This window comes from Sorangium sp. So ce448, assembly GCF_051520915.1.
Taxonomy (GTDB): domain Bacteria; phylum Myxococcota_A; class Polyangia; order Polyangiales; family Polyangiaceae; genus Sorangium; species Sorangium cellulosum_B.
Map to the genome: position 1 here is coordinate 7,308,807 of NZ_CP150343.1, position 16,777 is coordinate 7,325,583.

The window sequence follows — 16,777 nt, forward strand, 5'->3', positions numbered from 1 at the left end:
GCACAAGACGAAGCACGAAGGAGCGATGCGCACATGAAACGCTTGATGACACGCAGAAATCTGTTGCGCGGCGCGGGCGTCTGCCTGGCGCTGCCGTTCCTCGAGAGCCTCGCGCCGCGCACCGCGCGCGGCGGGGAGCCTGGCACCCCGAAGCGCTTCGTGCTCTGTACCTTCCCGAACGGGGCGCCCCATCACTGGTGGGAGACGGCCCCGGCGTTCGGAAAGACGCTGAAGGGCGCCGATTTCAAGCTGCCGAGGGTGCTCGAGCACTTCGCGCCGGTGAAGTCGAAGATGCTCATGATAAGCCGCCTCGGCAACTACACGTGGAGCACGGAGAAGCACCCCTACATCGAGCCTTCCCACTCGCGCCTCGGCGCGGCGCTCTCGACCTGCGTGGACGCCGATCAGCTGGGGAGGGACGCGCGGCAGGACCTCGGCGAGTGGGTGGGCAACGGCGTCTCGGTCGACCAGCTCATCGTCCAGAAGGCAGGCCCGGAGCAGGCGACCCGCATCCCGTCGCTGCAGACGGGGCTCGGCGTCAAGCCCGGCTTCTTCGACCAGCGCAGCTACGCCTACAACCAGGTCCTCTCCTGGAAGAGCCAGCGCGAGCCGCTGAAGCGCTCGGTCAACCCGAAGGCGGTGTTCGACGCGCTCGTCGGCGCGGGCGCGGCGGGGTCCATGCCAGGGCAGAGCGACGAGCAGGCCAGGATCGAGGCGGAGCGCCGCGCGGCGATGGAGAAGAGCGTCATCGACGGCGTGCTTGCGGACGCGAACTCGCTCATGAACCGGGTCGGCTCCGACGATCGCAAGATCGTCCAGCAATACCTGGACTCGCTGCGCGAGATCGAGAAGAACGCGACCCGCGTCCAGTCGACGATGACCCCGCAGACGGGCCTGGGCTGCACCCCGATCAGCCAGCCCGGCGTGGTCCCCGAGCCGCCGGGCCAGGCGGAGGGGCTCAACGAGAACGACAACACGGGAGCCGGCCCGTACAAGCACGAAGATCACGCGAAGGTCATGATCGACCTCATCGTCATGGCCATTCAATGCGACGTGACGCGCGTGATCACCCACATGCACGACGACATGCGCTCCGAGTTCGAGTACCGGTGCATCCCGGAGGACGTCCGCGCCAAGGTGGGACTCGCGTACAGGAGAGAGGCCAGCCTGCACTACCACTCCTCCCAGCACGCCGCCGGCAACCTCGACCGCGCGACCCAGAACGGCCAGTACAAGATCCTCGCGCAGAGCAACCTCGACTACGCGGCGATCAACTGCTGGCTCAACCAGAAGAGCGCGCAGCTCGCGCAGCGGCTCGACGCGATCCCCGAGGGCGACGGCACGGTGCTCGATCACTGCGTCATGGTGCACATGAGCGAGATGCGCTCGCACGACCACGACGGGTACGACCTGCCCATCGTGCTCCTCGGCGGCGACGGCGTCTTCTTGAACGACGCGCACGTCGCCTACGACGCCCTCGGCAACGATCGCCAGCTCCGCGATCTGTGGTTCACCATCATGAACCAGTACTACGGCCTGGGCGTCTCGTCGTTCGGCGAGGATCGCCGGGGCGTGAAGAACGCGCTCCTCGAGGAGATCCTGCGGTAGCCGAGCCCGCAGGATCGCGTCGCTGACCGTCGAGCTGGCTAGAGCCGCGCTCCCCTCGCGAACATCGCGAGGATCTCCGCCCCGTCCCCCGCCACCGTCACATACGCCCCCTCGACGCCGAGCACGTCGCCCTTCTGCGCGAGCGCCTGCACGGCGCTCGCCGCCTTCTGGAGCTGCACGCCCACCGCGCCGCCCCCGATGCGCACCGGCATCCCGCGCTTGCGCTCGATCACGTAAGATCACTCTCGGACCGCAGATCCTCCGGGCTCGCTCCTACGGCCCATAGCCAGGCAGCAGATGAGCCCGCGCCGACGCAGCGACCCGCGCCTCGAGGAAGGCCGGAAAGAGCCCGGCGAGCCGCAAGAGAAGCCGATAGACGGGGCTCCCCGCGAATTGCCGGGGCGCCCGATCGACGGCGCGGAGCAGCTCCTTCGCCGTGTAGTCGACAGGCAAGCTCACCACGCCGTCGAAGCGGGTGGCGCGGCCACACGCCGTGTCGGTGTGGGGCGCCACGAACACGACGACCTTGACGCCGAAGCGGCCCACCTCGCCTCGGAGCGCATGCGACCACGCGCCGAGCGCCGCCTTCGTCGCCGAGTAATTGGCCGCCGTCGGTGAGGCGATGACCCCGAGCAACGACGAGACGTTCACGATGACGCCCGCGCGGCGCGCCAGCATCGACGGCAGCAGCGCGCGCGTCACCCGCATCGGACCCCAGTAATTGAGATCCATCTCGGCGCGTCGCGTGCTCATGTCCTGCGCCATGAAATCCGTCTGGTCGCAGGAACCTGCGTTGTTGATCACGACGTCGCACGGCCCCGCCTCGAGGAGCCGCGCGATCCCGCGCTCGACGCTCCCGTCGTCCGTGACATCCATCGGGACGACCTCGGCCCGCCCGCCGGCGTCAGCGATCTCGCGGGCGAGCGACCTCAACGCATGCTCGTCGCGCGCAGCGAGCACCACCGTGTGTCCCTGCCTGCCGAGCGCGAGCGCGGCCGCGCGCCCGATCCCGCGCGACGCGCCGGTGACCAGGATTCGTCTGGAAGTGCTCAGTGTGCCCATGGTGTCCCCTACCATCCTCTCCAAGGTAGACCGGGCCGTCCGGTCACCAAACACCGTACGGCGGGCAGGACCTGCACCGCATCTCCGGGGCTGCGGATGAGTTCTCCTGGCTTGCTGTGGGCTCATCGCGGAGACTCAACAAGGAAGACGACGGTGTTGTGTAGGCGAGCCTACGACCGCGATGAGGACGTCCTGCCTGGCTTTCCAGTAGATCGAGGACCGTTCTCTCGCTTATAGTTCATCGCGCCTCTGGGACACGGCGGCTCGCAGGAACACGTCTTGTGATGCTGTGCGCCGCGCAGGGGCGAGCGTGCGAGAACAAGCCAGCATGAGGGGAGCTCCATGAGCATGGATGGCCGACTCGATCCGGGCGACGCCTCGGCGCTGCGGGAGCGCGTCGTCCGCCTGGAGCAGGAGCAGGCCCAGCGCGAGCGCGAGCTGGCCGAGCACAGGCGGGAGATCCAGGCGCTGCACGAGCGCGTGGCGCAGCTCATCACGATCGAGGCGGCGCAGAAGCGGCTCGCCGCCGTGGCGGAGAACAGCTCGGATTTCATCGGCATCGCCTCGATGGACGGCGTCGCCCAGTACCTCAACGAGGCCGGGATGCAGCTCGTCGGCCTCGAGGCGAGCGAGCTGCCGCGCGTGACGATTGGCAGCTTCTTCTTCCCCGACGACCTCCCTTACATCGAGCAGCACATCATGCCCGCGACGATGGAGCACGGCCGCTGGGTCGGGGAGTTCAGGTTCCGGCACTTCAAGACCGGGGCTGCGGTTCCGGTCCTTTACAACTCCTTCCTGATCAGGGACCCGGAGACAGGGGAGCCCATGGCGCTGGCCACCGTGACGGCCGACCTCACCGAGCGCAAGCGCGCCGAGGAGGAGCGCGTCCGCCTGAAGGACGAGATGATCCGGGTCCAGGCCGCTACCCTCCGCGAGCTGTCGACCCCCCTGCTCCGCATCGGCGATCGGGCCGTCCTCATGCCGCTCATCGGCGCGATGGACTCGAGCCGCGCCGCGGCGGTCCTCGAGGGGCTGCTCCAGGGCGTCAGCGCCGAGCAGTCCAGGGTGGTGATCCTCGACATCACGGGCGTATCGAACGTGGACTCACAGGTCGCCGACGCGCTCATCCGGACGGCCAAGGCCGTACGCCTGCTCGGCGCGCAGATGGTCCTCACCGGCATCCGCCCGGAGGTCGCGCAGATCCTCGTGGCGCTCGGCGTCGATCTGGGCAGCATCGTCACGATGGGCTCGCTCCAGAGCGGCATCGCGTTTGCGTTGGGCCAGGCGCGTTGAGCTCGGCGCGCCCGCCTCCGCTGAGTCCGGTGGCAACACGGCCAGGACCTTCGCGGCGTCACGTGCGACCCAGCACGCCGCCCCGCGCCGCGGGTGACGATTTCTGAAAGGTGAGCAGGGGCTGGATCAACTCCGGGCGCATGAAGACCTGGGCGCGATGCCCGCCAGGCCGGGCGAGCCTCTCTTGGCTGTCACTTCTTGCTCTGGGCGCGGCCGCGTGGGCCTGTTCCGGGACACCGCACGACGGCTCCGGGAGCGGCGGAGCTCCCTCGACGGAGCCTGCTGGCGCGGGCGGAGCGACGCCGGGCGGAGAGGCCTCGGGCAGCGACGCCGCCTCCGGGGCGACGACGGGAGCTGGAGGGGCCGGCGGCGCGCCGAGCCCGGGCGCGGGCGGCGGCGCGCCGAGCCCGGGTGTGGGCGGCGGCGCCGGGACGGGCGGGTCGGGCGCCGTCGCGCTCGGGGCCTTCCCCGGCGCCGAGGGATTCGGGCGGATGGCCACCGGCGCGCGCGGCGGCGACGTCTACCATGTCACCAACCTGAACGATGCGGGGCCCGGCTCCCTGCGGGATGCCATCAGCCAGCCGAATCGCACCGTGGTCTTCGACGTCGGCGGCGTCATCAAGCTCGACGCTCGCCTGGTGTTCAAGAATAACCAGACGATCGCCGGGCAAACCGCGCCGGGCGGCGGCATCACCCTCTACGGGAACGGCACCTCCTTCTCCGGCGCGTCGAACACGATCGTTCGCTACGTGCGGTTTCGCATGGGCAAGATCGGCGACTCGGGCAAGGACACCATCACCATGGCCAGCGGGCATGACGTGATCTGGGACCATTGCTCGCTGAGCTGGGGGCGCGACGGCACCTTCGATCTGAACCGGGAGAGCGGGGCGGAGCTCTACAACATCACGCTTCAAGATTCGATCGTCGCACAGGGGCTCCAGACCCACAGCACAGGCGGCATCGTCAACACGACCGGCACGTCGATCATCCGGTCCTTGTACATCGACAACAATTCCCGTAACCCCAAGGCCCGCGGGACGCTGCAGTTCGTCAACAACGTCGTCTACAACTGGGTCACCTCGGGGTACATCCTGGGCGACACGAGCGGGCGCTCGGACGGGGTGATGGTCGGCAATACCCTGATCCCCGGCCCGGAGACGAACGGCGGCACCCTGGACAGCCCCACGCCCGAGTACCACCTCCATGCCGTCGACAACTGGTATGACAGCAACAAGGACGGTGTCCTGAACGGCCGCCTGCTCGGCCAGGGGGACTTCGGCTCGGTGACCTGGGAGGCGGCGCCGAGCGTCGCGGTTCCCGACGTGCCCGCGATGAGCGCAAAGGACGCCTTCGATCACGTGATGAAGCACGCCGGGGCGTCTCGCTGGCGTGATCCGGTCGACGACTTCTTGATGAAAGAGCTCGCGTCCCTCGGCACCAAGGGCGCCACGATCAGCGACGAGAAGAGCCTCGGCCTCCCCAACACCGTTGGAGACATCCCGGGGGGCGCTGCGCCCACGGACACGGATCAGGACGGGATGCCCGATGCGTGGGAGGCCTCCGCCTCGCTCGATCCTCACGACCCGGAGGATCGCAATGGCGACCGCAACGGCGACGGCTGGACGAACCTCGAGGAGTACATCAACTCCCTCGTCCCGTGACGCATCGAGGACGCGCGCGCGCCTCGCCATGCTCCCTCAGAAGGAGACCCCCAGGCTGAGCGTGCCCAGGGCTTGAGCGATGAGCGGAGCGGTGCGCTCCTCATCGACGGCGATGACGGGGCGCGGCAGGAGCGTGAGACAGGTGAGCTCGAGACCGAGGCCCACGCTCGGATGAAAGAAGTACTGGACGCTCAGCCCCGCGTCCGCGGCGAAGCTGAAGAACTCCTGGCTGCGCCCCACGAGCGGCGGCGCGACATGGCCGGTGGCCTGGAGGTGGTAGGCGCCGACGCCAAGGAGCGGCCCCCATTCCCAGTGACGACCGGCAGCCGCTTGCCCGAGGTTCCAGCTGGCCCGGAGGAGCGCGAGCTCCTGGCGCACCTGGGCGGCGCCGCCTGCTGCACGGAACTCGGCGCCGAAGAGGGGACCGCCGAGGAGCAGGCCGAGGCGGAAGCGCTCGTCGAGGCGGGTGTGCGCCCCGATCTGCGCGCCGACGCCGCCGCCCACCGACGGCGTGAAGAGGACGAGGCCTCCCGCGCGCACGTGAAAGCGGGGCGGCTCCCGGGAGAAGCGGAGCACCTCGGGGGCGGGCGGCTGGGCCTCGACGCCGAGCACATCCCGCGCGGGAGCCTGGCCCGGGCCCAGCTCGAGGAGGCTTGCGCGCAGCAGATCGACCGCGCGCACGGCGAGGAGCATCGGGCCATCGCTGGAGGGATCGATGAGGAGCTTTCGCGTGGTCGTCTTGCCGGTCACGCGATCCACGATGCACACCTCGGCGGCCGTGCCGCTTCCGTCGCGCCGCAGCGCAACAGCCGCGAAGGCCTCGCTCTCCTGCGCCTCGTGCTCGAGCTCCTCGGCCCCGGGCGAGCGCGCGGCGCTCCCGAGCACGATGACCTCGAAGGACTGCAGCTCCAGCTCGGCAGAGAGCCGCCCGAAGGCCTCGAAGAGCGTGGCGTCGCGCGGATCCGGTCGGACGACGAGCACGCGCTGCGCCCACGCCGGTCGAGGGCAGACGAGCAGCAGGAGCAGGACGAGGAGCGTTCGCGCCCGCCGGACCATGGATCAGGGCTGAGCGGCGAGCTGTCGAGCCGTCTTGGCGTGGACCCCGCTCGGATAGAGGCGCAGGTACTCTTGCGCCACCACGCGCGCGGCGGCCGGTCCTTCGAGGCCCTGGACCGCGCGCATCTTTCCCGCGAGCGCTTCGGCGGCAAAGGCGCCGCCCGGCGCCTCGCGAAGGGCCGTCTCGTACCAGGTCCTGGCGCGCGCGGCGGCGCCGCGGCTCTCGTGAAGGCGCCCGAGCAAGAAGGCCGCGCGGCTCCCCGCGGTCGATGCATAGCGCGCGCGGAGGGCGAGCAGGGCCTGCTCGGCGAGCTCGTTCTGCCCCACGTAGCGAGCGGCGTCGGCCAGGGCGTTCAGATCGGCGGCATCACAGGAGGTGAGACAGCTCTGCGTGCCCCGCGCCGCGGCCTCCTGGACGACGCGCCGGAACTCGCCCTGGGAAACGAGCTTGCTCCAGGGCGGTCTGGTGCTCGGCGGGGCGACCAGGGGCGCCGGGGTTTCAGCGGAGCTCGGCGCCGGGGGAGCAGCGGGCTCCGGCGGCGGTGCAGCGACCTCGGCGAGCTGTCCCTGCGCCGCGGGAGGCGCTGGCTCCGGGCCTTGCGCCGCCGTGTCGGGGCCTTGCGTCGCCGTGTCGGGGCCTTGCGCCGTCGTGTCGCTGACGTGCAGGGTCCTCGCCTGAGCGTCCCCCACGAAGCGCTGCCCCGCGCGCACGCTCACGGCGCCGGAGCCGGCGTAGCCCTCCACCTCGACCGCCCCCTCGCGCAGGATCACCTCGAGCCGCTCGCGGTCAGCGTCCCAGAGGAGCTCGAAGCGCGTGCCCACCACGCGGACCACGAAGGGACCCGCGACGAAGCGCCACTCGCTGTGCCCGGTGTGCGTGACCTCGGCTTCGACCCGGCCGCGTTCGATCGAGATGCGGGCGCCGCGCTCGTTCCTGGTCTCGTCGATACGGAGCCGCGCCCCCGCCGCGGCCCGGATCCGCGTCTGATCGGAGAAGGTGATGGCGGCCGGGTGATCGACGGGTACGCGCACATAGCCGCTCTCGTTCACCGCGCCCTCGACGACGTAATCGAGATCTCGCTCCGTTCGCCAGAAGAAGAGAACGACCATCAGCACGCTCGCGGCGAGCGCGAGCGGAGCCACCCAGCGAACGACCACCCGCGCCTTGCTCGCGCGCGCCTGCTCCTCGTCGACGCGGCGCAGGAAGGCGGCGCGCGCCTCGCGGCGCTCCGGCTCGCTCAGCTGAGCGGCTCTCTGCAGGAGGGCCGCGACGGGATCGAGCTGTCGTTCGGGTTCGCTCATGGCCAAAGTCCTTCACACCGGGACAGGAACTCCTGGAGGGCTGGCTCGCGCGCCTTGAGCAAGAACGCGCGCGCGCTCTCGAGCTCACGGCGCACCGTCGACTCGGACACGCCGAGCGCCGCGGCCGTCTCGAGCATCTCGAGGCCTTGCACGTGGCGCAGCACGAAGGCCATGCGCCGGCGCGTGCTCAGCCTGTCGAGCACACGGTGGAGGGCGCTGAGCACCTCGCGATGCTCGAAGTCGACGCGCTCGAGGGCGCGCTCGGGGAGCTCGCCGCTCGGGGAAAGGCCCACCCAGCGGCGTATCTTGCGCTTCCGGATCTCGAGCGCTGCCTGCCGCGCCGCCACGGACGCAAGATAGCCACGAAGGGCCCCCCCGTCCTGGATGCGCGCCGCCCCCTGGATCAGGCCCAGGAAGACCTCCTGGACCAGATCTTCGAGGCTCGTATCGGGACCGAGGGCGCCATACAGCACACCTCGCACGAGACCCGAGTACCTGTCCCAGATGACGGCGAGGGCCTCCCGCTCTCCAGCGGCGGCGCCGGCGACCAAGCTCGCGTCCGACCGCCTGTCGGCGGGAAAGCGGGCCAAGGTGGGTCCGGGCGGCGGGGCGGAGCGCGTGGGTTGAGCCACTCTCTCCTAGTTACTTGGGGGCATCCCGAGCCTCCAGAAAAATTCGCCCGCCGCCAGGGCGCTGGATCGGAGCAGGCGACTCGGAGCATTTGGGTTGCGCTCCCGCGCGTCGCCCCGCAGCTTTGCCCTGTTCGCAATGCGCCTCTCCTGCCCCACCTGGCTCCTCGGGGTCGCCGCGCTCCCGGCCTTGGCCTGGGGGCTCTCCTGTGAGGATCAGCTCCTCCAGACGGCCACCCGACCCCCGGGGAACGCGGGTGTCGGCGGCAGCTCTCCTGCCCTCCCGGAGCTCGCCTGCGACGGTGAGCCGCCCGCGGCGGAGCTGCCTCCGGGGGCCGCCTTCGGAGAGGGAGAGGAGCTCGCGAGTTCGCCGCTCGTCAGCGCGAGCTATGGCGCGCTCGAGGGCCCCGGTCTCTCGATCACGGCGCGCGATACCTTCCGCGTCCACGTCAACGGGGCTCTCATCGCCGCGAGCGAGTCGGCGCGCGCTCCGATCTTCGTGCCCCTCTCCTTGTTGCCGGGAGAAAACGTGATCGCCGTGAGCGTTCACGCCGCAGCGGGGACCCCCGCGGCGCTCGTCCACCTCGACGAGCTCGAGCGCAGCCATGGGAGCGGCAGCGACTGGAAGCTGAGCACCGCGCCGGAAGGAGACTGGACCGCGCCCGGCTACGACGACAGCGGCTGGACGGCGGCGCGCGAGCTGGGGAGCGCTGGAGATCTGCCGGGCTGCGATCCCGAGGCGGCCTTCCCCGCGAGCACGGAGGCTCGCTGGATCGGGCCCGCGCCGGGGGCGCGGGGGCCCATCGCCCTCCGCAAGGTGATGCGGGTCGAGGCGATCGGCTTTGGCGAGGGCACCACGGGGGGCGCGGGGGCGACGCCCGTGCTTGTCTCGAGCTGGACCGAGCTCGAGGCGCTCGCCCGCTCGGACGAGCCGGCGGTGATCTTGCTCGCTGAAGGCCTGCACGACTTCCGCCGCACAGGCTCGGAGGTCCAGGACATCGAGGTCTGTCCAAGCACCTGCTCGGGGGAGCCCGAGAAGACGTTCTATCAGGTCCTCACCGGGGACGCGACCTGTGAGCGTCCGCTCGTCGGGGCGACGCGTAACCATCGTGTCCTCCAGTTCGGTTCCAACAAGACCCTCGTCGGGCTCGGGCGCGGCGCGGCGCTGCCGGGCGTGAACATGGATCTCAACGAGAGCGAGAACGTGATCCTCCGCAACCTCGCCCTCTACGATCTGAACTCGAACGTGCACGAAGCGGGCGATGCGTTCACGCTGACGCAAGCCTCCAGGGTCTGGATCGATCACACGACCGTCCAGCGGATCAGCGACGCCTTCGCCGACGTCCACGCGGGCACGAGCGGGGTCACCTTCTCCTACGGCCACTTCGACGGCAGCAACGAGGCCGAGTGCGGCGGCCGCGAGCGCTGGGCCTGCACGATCACCGACGCCGAGGTGACGATGCACCACTGTCGCTTCGATGAAGTGAGGACGCGCGCCCCCCTCGCCACCGGGTCGCGAGCGCGCGCCCACCTCTTCAACAATGTGTTCTCGAACATCTCGGACTGGGCGGTCGGCGCCGCCTGTGAGGGGCAGGTGCTGCTCGAGGCGAGCGTGTTCGAGAACGCCGACGCGGCGACGCGGCGCTCGGACTGCAGCGATGCGACGGGCCGGGGACTCCTCCTGGCCGCCCCTGGCTCGAACGTCTACCGCGACGAGAGCGGCGTTCACCTGGGCGGGGACGGGGAGCCAGCCGATGACGTCTTCACGCCCCCCTACGACTACGCGCCCGAGCGGGCGAATGAAGCGTTGCTCCAGGTGATCTCTCGCGCCGGGGCCGGAGGGCCCTGGGCGCTGCCGCTCGCACGCGAGTAGTCGGCGTGAAGGCGGGAGAAAAACCCGACAGAGGATCGAGCGTGATCTGCGCCAGGGCGGGCCAGCGAAGCCGCCGGCCTGCAGTGTGGACATCGGTGGGATCGTGTCCCCTCAAGCGCGGAGCCGATGAAGCGCCCGCGGGGGCAGCTCGAGGCGCCGGGTTGCGGTAAGGTCGTGGGCCGGGCGCAGGCACCGCGGCGCTCGCGGTTGAGCCCGCCCTGTCGCCCCGGCAAGAACACCCCCATGGCCGATTTGAACGATCCCGCGCGCCTCGCCGAGCTGCACCACGTGCTGCTGCGCGACGACGCGGACGCCATCCTGGACGCCTGCGTCGAGCGGGCGGCCGAGCTCGCCCGGGCGCCGATGGCGCTCGTGAGCCTGGTGGTCCGACACATCCAGCTGTTCCGCGCGCACCGCGGCCTGCCGCCCGAGCTGGGCGTCAGCTGCGCGACCTCACGGAGCAGCTCGTTCTGCCAGCTCGTGGTGCGCCACGAGGCGCCGCTCGTGGTCGAGGACGCCGTGCACGACGAGCGCGTGCCCAGGGAGCTGGTGGAGCGTTATGGCATCCGCGCGTACGCGGGTGTGCCGGTGCGGGTGCGCCGTCATGTGGTCGGTTCGCTCTGCGTGATCGACCTCGTCCCGCGCACCTTCGAGCCAGGCGTCGTCGAGGGCCTCCATCGGCTCGCCGCCGAGGCCGGCGCGCGGCTCGAGGCGCTGGAGAGCGACACGCCGCCGCCGAGCCGCACCGCGAGGGAGCGCCTCGCCCGGTTCGGGCAGACCGCGCGTGCGCTGGAGCGCGCGCTCATGGCCATCGCTCCCGTGATCGCCGAGGCGCAGCGCGCGGCGGCGACGCTGCCGGAGGCGCCGCTGCTCGCGCCGAGCCCGGACGATCTCCGCGCGGCGGTCGACTGCTACCGGGACATGTTCGCGATCGCGGCCGAGCTGGCCGACGACGCCATGGCCCTCTCGCGCTCCGCTCCGGCCGAGGCGGCGTCCGAGCTCGCCCAGGCGACGCGGTCCCTCACGCGGGACATGGTCGAGATCAGCCCGCTCGTCCGGCTCGCCGAGAGCGTGCTCGGAGGCACGCTCGACGAGGGCGCCGCCGCGAGGGCAGCGCACGTCGTGCGGGACGCGTTCGCGGCGCACGAGACAGCGACCGCCGCGGTGCGCCGGGTCATCACCACCGTCGAGCGCGCGCGGACAGCGGAGGCGTTGTGAAAGGCCGAGCTTACCAGCTGCTCCGCTCCTGTCTTGGCGACAAGGACCCTCCGAACGCGCGCGACGCGTTCATCTATGCGCGTGTCATCATGCGCGCGCGCGTCGTGCCCGAGGAGATCACGCCGGCGCTCGACGACCCCGCCATCGAGCGCCGACTGGAGAGCGCGCTGCAAGACATCGTCCGCCGCGCGTAGGGAGGGGCCGTCGGCCCCTCGCGCCGGCAGGCTCCGAGAGAGACGGCCACGAGCGGAATGCAGGGTGATCCCGCGAGGGATCGCGCGGATCGCGAATCGTGTGGATTGCGCGTGCAGGCGTGCAGGGCTCGGCGGTTCTCCCACTTTCACCTTCACCCGTCGCGCCGGGCCTGCTATGCAGCGGGTTGCCTTCTTTGCCGATGTCCTTGCTTGACGCCCGCGGTTGAGTCCGGGCGCGCCGTGCGAGGCGCCTTCCTTGGAGAATTACGATGAGCCATGACTTGACCCCTGGACTGTTCACCGGGCCGAAGTGGACGCGCGGCCTTCTGCAGCTCGCCTTGCCGGCGATGGTGCTGCTCGCGTGCGGAAGCCCGTCGGAAGACTCGGCATCAGGGGGCGGCGACGCATCGACCGTGGCGCCAGCGTCAGCCTCCTCCGGCGGCGGCGTCGATGCGACGGCGTCGACCTCCTCGGGCGGCAATGGCGGCTCGGGCGGCAATGGCGGCATCGGCGGCTCGGGCGGCATCGGCGGCTCGGGCGGCAATGGCGGCTCGGACGGCATCGGCGGCTCAGGCGGCATCGGCGGCTCGGGCGGCAATGGCGGCTCGGGCGGCAATGGCGGTGACGATGCCTCGACGGTGGCCTCGTCGTCGGCGTCCTCGGGCGGCACGAGCGGCGCTGGCGGCACAGGAGGCGACGACGCGTCGACCGTCGCCTCCTCGTCGGCGTCCTCGGGCGGGGCCGCCACGTCGACGTCGACCGTCGCTTCCTCGTCGGCCTCCTCGAGCAGCGCCGGTGGCGCGGGCGGCGGCGATGCCTCGACATCGACCGTGGCCTCCTCGTCGGCCTCCTCCGGCGGTGGCGGCGCGGGCGGCGGCGATGCCTCGACGTCGGCCGTGGCGTCCTCGTCGGCCTCCTCCGGCGGCGGCGGCGGCATGGGTGGCGGCGATGCCTCGACGTCGAGCGTGACCACCACCTCGAGCGGCATGAGCTCGACCACCTCGACCGGCACGGGCCCCCTCGCGAGGACGCCGGTGGAGCGGCACGGCCGCCTGAAGGTGATGGGCAACCGCGTCGTCGACGAGCACGGCGAAGAGCTCCAGCTCAAGGGCATGAGCATGTTCTGGAGCGTCTGGGAGGGCGAGAAGTTCTACAACGCGTCCGCCGTCAACACGCTCGTGAACGACTGGGATGCGACCGTCGTCCGCGCCGCAATGACCGCCAGCATATCGGGGCTCGGCTATGTCCACAACCCGGACGCGGAGAAGCGGAAGGTCAAGGCGATCGTCGACGCCGCCATCGCCAGAGGCATCTACGTGCTCATCGACTGGCACGATCACGACGCGATCCAGCCCCGGAACAAGGAGGCCGCGAAGCGCTTCTTCCGGGAGATGGCGACGGAGTACGGCGATGAGCCCGCCGTGATCTTCGAGGTGTTCAACGAGCCCGACACCGAGACCTGGGCGCAGGTGAAGGCGTATGCCGAGGAGGTGATCCGGGAGATCCGCGGCGCCGGCTCCGACAACCTCGTGATCGTCGGGTCGCCGAACTGGTCGCAGGACGTGGACGTCGCCGCCAACAACCCGATCACGAGCTACGACAACATCGCCTACACGCTCCACTTCTATGCGGCGACGCACAAGAATGAGCTGCGCGCCAAGGCGACGACCGCGATGGCCAAGGGCCTCGCGCTGTTCGTCACCGAGTGGGGCACCTGCGCCAGCACCGGGAACGGCGCGCTGGATCTCGGCGAGGCGCAGCGGTGGCTCGACTTCATGGCCAGCAACAGCATCAGCTGGCTCAACTGGTCGATCGTCGACAAGGACGAGTCCTGCGCCGCGCTCAGGCCCGGCGCGAGCGCCGGCGGCCCGTGGTCGAATGGCCAGCTGACCGAGTCGGGGCGCTGGGTGAAGCAGAAGATCCAGGCGCCTTGACGCGGGGAGCCCGCCGAGGGGCGCCGTCGAGGCCGGGGGCGCTCCGCCCGGGTCGGTCGCGCGGCGCCACGTCGCCTCGGGCGCGGACAGCGAAGCTCCCGCGGCGCGCTTTCCGTTCCTTCGAGGCCTCCTCGAAGACCAGAGTCTAGCTCTCTCGCCTTCGCCTCGTTCACCAGGCGATCCGCGCTCGATCGGCTCACTCCCGCGCTTCCTCATCGACGACATTGCCCGAACTCGGTGGATGAGTCAGGGTTTCGGCGACGCACACGGCCGCGCCTGCTCGGCGCGGTGACGGCAAGAGGAAGGGATATGTCCTGTCCCTTCATCCCACTTCGTCCGGTCCTCGACAGAGGTCGTCTTCTCCCTCGAATCCCCCGCGCGCGCCGATGCGCTCGCGACATGAGGAGACGCCCGGCCGAGACGAGGCAGGACGAGACGTCGATGCGCGCCCTGGACAAGCGCTGTCTTTCTGAAGTTCGGATGGCTTGAAGAGACTCGAACGATGCCGGGCGGAACCCCGTCGAGCGTCGGCGCTCGCGACATCCGCTCATCGCAGGACGGACGAACATGCCGGCGACCCGCGGAGTCCCGCGAGGACGCTGGCTCGCGCCGCCTGTCATTCACTCGCGCAGCAGCGAAGGAGGCTTCCTCGTGATGGTTAGAGATCGTTCTGGAGACCCGCGCACGGGCGAGATCGGGGCGTGGATCCTCGTCGTCCTGATGGGTCTATCGTCAACCGCCGGCTGCTGGCCCGAGGGACGCGAGCCTCCGTGCTCGGGATGCGGGAGGCCCGGACCGTCTTCGTCGCTCGGGGACGGCGGGTCTTCGTCGCTCGGGGGCAGCGGCTCATCGTCGCTCGGGGGCGGCGGGTCTTCGTCGCTCGGGGACAGCGGGTCCTCGTCGCCGGTCACGCCCGGGAGCGGTGACCCGCCGTCGGATCCGCCGGACGACGGCGCGACGCCCACCCCAGCCGCTCCGCCGCCGTCCCTCGGCTCGCTCCGAGGCGTCGCCGTCCCGGAGCCGCGCGACCTGTCCCGGTACGTCAAGAGCAGGGAGACGGCCGTGGCCCTCGGAAAGGCGCTGTTCTGGGACATGCAGGTCGGCAGCGACGGCGTGGCGTGCGCGACGTGCCACTTCCACGCCGGCGCCGACCACCGCAAGAGAAACCAGATCAACCCCGGGCTCAACAACCAGGATCCCGAGCGGCGCACGCGGTTCGAAGCCACGAGGTCGGACGCGAAGGGCGGACCGAACTACGCGCTCGTGGCGAGCGACTGGACTTTCCGCCGCGACTTCCCCGCGGATGCCGACGACGTCATCTCTTCGCAGGGGGTGTTCCACGCTCGATTCAACGGCATCGTGCCCGAGAGCGAGAGGGACGACTGCACGGTGCTGCCGGACGTCTTCCAGGTGCAAGGGGTGAACGTGCGGCGCGTCGAGCCGCGGCAGACGCCGACCGTCATCAACGCGGTGTTCAACTTCCGCAACTTCTGGGACGGACGCGCGAGCAACCATTTCAACGGAGTGAACCCGTTCGGCAGGCGAGATCCGGACGCCGCCGTCCACGCCGTGCGCGACGGCGCCCTGGTCCGCGAGAGGGTCGACCTGGAGAACTCGAGCCTCGCGTCTCAGGCCGTAGGCCCGCCGATCAACGCCTTCGAGATGTCGTGTGAGGGGAGGACGTACGCTGACGTCGCCGCGAAGCTCTTGCCGCGCAGGGCGCTCGCTGGCCAGATCGTGGACCCCACGGACAGCATCCTCGGCGAGCTGCGCGATTCGAGCGGAAAAGGGCTCGCTCCGTCCTATGGAGAGCTCGTCGAAGAGGCCTTCGTGGACGCGTACTGGCGGTCGGATCAACGCGTCGGCGATCGGTCGCTCGTGGAAGCGAACTTCTCTCTCTTCTTTGGCCTCGCCATCCAGCTCTACGAGGCCACGCTCGTGTCCGACAACAGCCGGTTCGATCGCTTCGCCGACGGGGACAGCGCCGCCCTGAGCGAGGAGGAGCGCGCGGGGCTCGCGATCTTCCAGGGCAAGGGCAGGTGCATCAACTGCCACCATGGTCCCGAGTTCACCAGCGCCGCCAGCCGCCTGCAGCGCGAGGAGCAGGTGGGCGGTTTGATCTCGCGGATGCGGGTCGGGGACGGCGGCGCCGCGCTCTACGACAGGGGCTACTACAACATTGGCGTTCGGCCGACCGAGGAGGACATCGGCGCCGGAGGGGTCGACCCCTTCGGTCATCCGTTCTCGTTCGCGCGGCAAGGGAAGCTGCTTGCCGCGGGCGAGGGCGCCCCGGACGTATTCGGCATCAACCCGGCGTCGTTCGAGGTCGAATCAGGGCTGCCGATCGCGCCGCTCGAGCGCGATGCGGTCGACGGCGCCTTCAAGGTCCCGACGCTCCGGAACATCGAGCTGACGGGCCCTTATTTCCACAACGGAGGCGCGCTGACGCTGCGGCAAGTCGTCGAATTTTACAACGGTGGCGGCGGCCGGCGAGAACGGGAGGGCGGCGACACGACGGGGTTTGGGACCAACGGGACGAACCTCGCTCCGAACATTCAGCCGCTCGGGCTGACGGAAGAGGAGAAGAAGGCGCTCGTGGCGTTCCTGGCGACGCTCACGGACGAGCGGGTCCGGTTCGAGGAGGCGCCGTTCGATCACCCGCAGCTGTTCGTCGTCGACGGTCACTTCTGGAATGAATGGACCGTGGTGGATGACGGCACGGGGCGTGCTCGCGAGAAGATCAAGGAGGTCCAGGCGGTCGGCGCCGGAGGGCGCAAGCCGAAGGACCTCCCGGGGCTTACGCCTTTCAACCCGCTCTGAGCGCCCCGGCGATCCCAACCTGCGGCGATCCCTACCTGCGGCGATCCCAACCTGGGTGGGCAATCTCAACCTGGGTCGGGCAATCTCAACCTGGGTCGGGTCGCCCCAGCGGCCCCAACCTGGGTCG

General features: G+C 70.4%; 13 protein-coding genes. 8 read left to right on the forward strand and 5 right to left on the reverse strand.

Going from position 1 to position 16,777, the window contains the following annotated elements; all coding sequences use genetic code 11:
• The first annotated feature begins 45 nt into the window (after positions 1-45).
• Positions 46-1,608 (forward strand): DUF1552 domain-containing protein, encoded by a 1,563-nt coding sequence (locus WMF45_RS27610; RefSeq protein ID WP_437707477.1) that lies wholly within the window; start codon positions 46-48, stop codon positions 1,606-1,608.
• A gap of 38 nt (positions 1,609-1,646) precedes the next feature.
• Here the strand turns inward: WMF45_RS27610 and WMF45_RS27615 are convergent, their stop codons facing one another.
• Entirely contained in the window at positions 1,647-1,841 is a 195-nt protein-coding gene (locus WMF45_RS27615) for a hypothetical protein (protein WP_437707479.1), read from the reverse strand.
• Positions 1,842-1,881: 40 nt separating this feature from the next.
• Entirely contained in the window at positions 1,882-2,670 is a 789-nt protein-coding gene (locus tag WMF45_RS27620; RefSeq protein ID WP_437707481.1) for an SDR family NAD(P)-dependent oxidoreductase, read from the reverse strand.
• A gap of 342 nt (positions 2,671-3,012) precedes the next feature.
• Here WMF45_RS27620 and WMF45_RS27625 point away from each other — a divergent pair, with 342 nt between their 5' ends.
• Both WMF45_RS27625 and WMF45_RS27630 read left to right on the forward strand, forming a co-directional pair.
• Positions 3,013-3,963 carry an STAS domain-containing protein gene (locus WMF45_RS27625; RefSeq protein ID WP_437707483.1) on the forward strand — a complete coding sequence of 317 codons (951 nt, stop codon included), beginning with the start codon at positions 3,013-3,015 and terminating at the stop codon, positions 3,961-3,963.
• 110 nt (positions 3,964-4,073) lie between these two features.
• Positions 4,074-5,624 (forward strand): pectate lyase family protein, encoded by a 1,551-nt coding sequence (locus WMF45_RS27630; RefSeq protein WP_437707485.1) that lies wholly within the window; start codon positions 4,074-4,076, stop codon positions 5,622-5,624.
• A 36-nt stretch (positions 5,625-5,660) separates the two neighbouring features.
• Here the strand turns inward: WMF45_RS27630 and WMF45_RS27635 are convergent, their stop codons facing one another.
• From WMF45_RS27635 to WMF45_RS27645, 3 genes are read right to left on the reverse strand one after another with little or no spacing between them, the layout of a single operon-like run.
• Positions 5,661-6,680 (reverse strand): hypothetical protein, encoded by a 1,020-nt coding sequence (locus WMF45_RS27635; protein WP_437707486.1) that lies wholly within the window; start codon positions 6,678-6,680, stop codon positions 5,661-5,663.
• A gap of 3 nt (positions 6,681-6,683) precedes the next feature.
• On the reverse strand, positions 6,684-7,982 hold the full coding sequence (locus WMF45_RS27640) for a FecR domain-containing protein (RefSeq protein WP_437707488.1): 1,299 nt from the start codon (positions 7,980-7,982) through the stop codon (positions 6,684-6,686).
• The gene (locus WMF45_RS27645; RefSeq protein WP_437707490.1) at positions 7,979-8,572 is read right to left on the reverse strand and encodes an RNA polymerase sigma factor; all 594 of its coding nucleotides are present in this window, start codon (positions 8,570-8,572) and stop codon (positions 7,979-7,981) included. Before WMF45_RS27645 ends, WMF45_RS27640 begins: the two co-directional genes overlap by 4 nt.
• 178 nt (positions 8,573-8,750) lie before the next feature.
• Here WMF45_RS27645 and WMF45_RS27650 point away from each other — a divergent pair, with 178 nt between their 5' ends.
• The 5 genes from WMF45_RS27650 (at position 8,751) to WMF45_RS27670 (ending at position 16,650) form a co-directional block, all read left to right on the forward strand.
• Positions 8,751-10,484 carry a hypothetical protein gene (locus tag WMF45_RS27650; protein WP_437707492.1) on the forward strand — a complete coding sequence of 578 codons (1,734 nt, stop codon included), beginning with the start codon at positions 8,751-8,753 and terminating at the stop codon, positions 10,482-10,484.
• Between the two features lie 243 nt (positions 10,485-10,727).
• A complete protein-coding gene (locus WMF45_RS27655) occupies positions 10,728-11,702 on the forward strand; it encodes a GAF domain-containing protein (protein WP_437707494.1) in 975 nt (324 codons plus the stop codon).
• Positions 11,699-11,896: a hypothetical protein gene (locus tag WMF45_RS27660; RefSeq protein ID WP_437707496.1), complete on the forward strand. Its 198-nt coding sequence runs from the start codon at positions 11,699-11,701 to the stop codon at positions 11,894-11,896. The genes WMF45_RS27655 and WMF45_RS27660 overlap by 4 nt, the downstream gene beginning before the upstream one ends.
• A gap of 269 nt (positions 11,897-12,165) precedes the next feature.
• Positions 12,166-13,830, forward strand: coding sequence for a glycoside hydrolase family 5 protein (locus tag WMF45_RS27665; protein ID WP_437707498.1), 1,665 nt, complete (start codon positions 12,166-12,168; stop codon positions 13,828-13,830).
• A gap of 654 nt (positions 13,831-14,484) precedes the next feature.
• Complete coding sequence (locus WMF45_RS27670) at positions 14,485-16,650, forward strand: cytochrome-c peroxidase (protein WP_437719587.1); 2,166 nt, start codon at positions 14,485-14,487, stop codon at positions 16,648-16,650.
• Positions 16,651-16,777 lie beyond the last annotated feature (127 nt).

Coding starts and splice junctions, on each gene's coding strand:
- WMF45_RS27610 (WP_437707477.1), top strand. CDS start 46: ATGACACGCAGAAATCTGTTGCGCGGCGCGGGCGTCTGCCTGGCGCTG.
- WMF45_RS27620 (WP_437707481.1), bottom strand. CDS start 2,670: ATGGGCACACTGAGCACTTCCAGACGAATCCTGGTCACCGGCGCGTCG.
- WMF45_RS27625 (WP_437707483.1), top strand. CDS start 3,013: ATGAGCATGGATGGCCGACTCGATCCGGGCGACGCCTCGGCGCTGCGG.
- WMF45_RS27635 (WP_437707486.1), bottom strand. CDS start 6,680: ATGGTCCGGCGGGCGCGAACGCTCCTCGTCCTGCTCCTGCTGCTCGTC.
- WMF45_RS27640 (WP_437707488.1), bottom strand. CDS start 7,982: ATGAGCGAACCCGAACGACAGCTCGATCCCGTCGCGGCCCTCCTGCAG.
- WMF45_RS27650 (WP_437707492.1), top strand. CDS start 8,751: ATGCGCCTCTCCTGCCCCACCTGGCTCCTCGGGGTCGCCGCGCTCCCG.
- WMF45_RS27655 (WP_437707494.1), top strand. CDS start 10,728: ATGGCCGATTTGAACGATCCCGCGCGCCTCGCCGAGCTGCACCACGTG.
- WMF45_RS27665 (WP_437707498.1), top strand. CDS start 12,166: ATGAGCCATGACTTGACCCCTGGACTGTTCACCGGGCCGAAGTGGACG.
- WMF45_RS27670 (WP_437719587.1), top strand. CDS start 14,485: ATGGTTAGAGATCGTTCTGGAGACCCGCGCACGGGCGAGATCGGGGCG.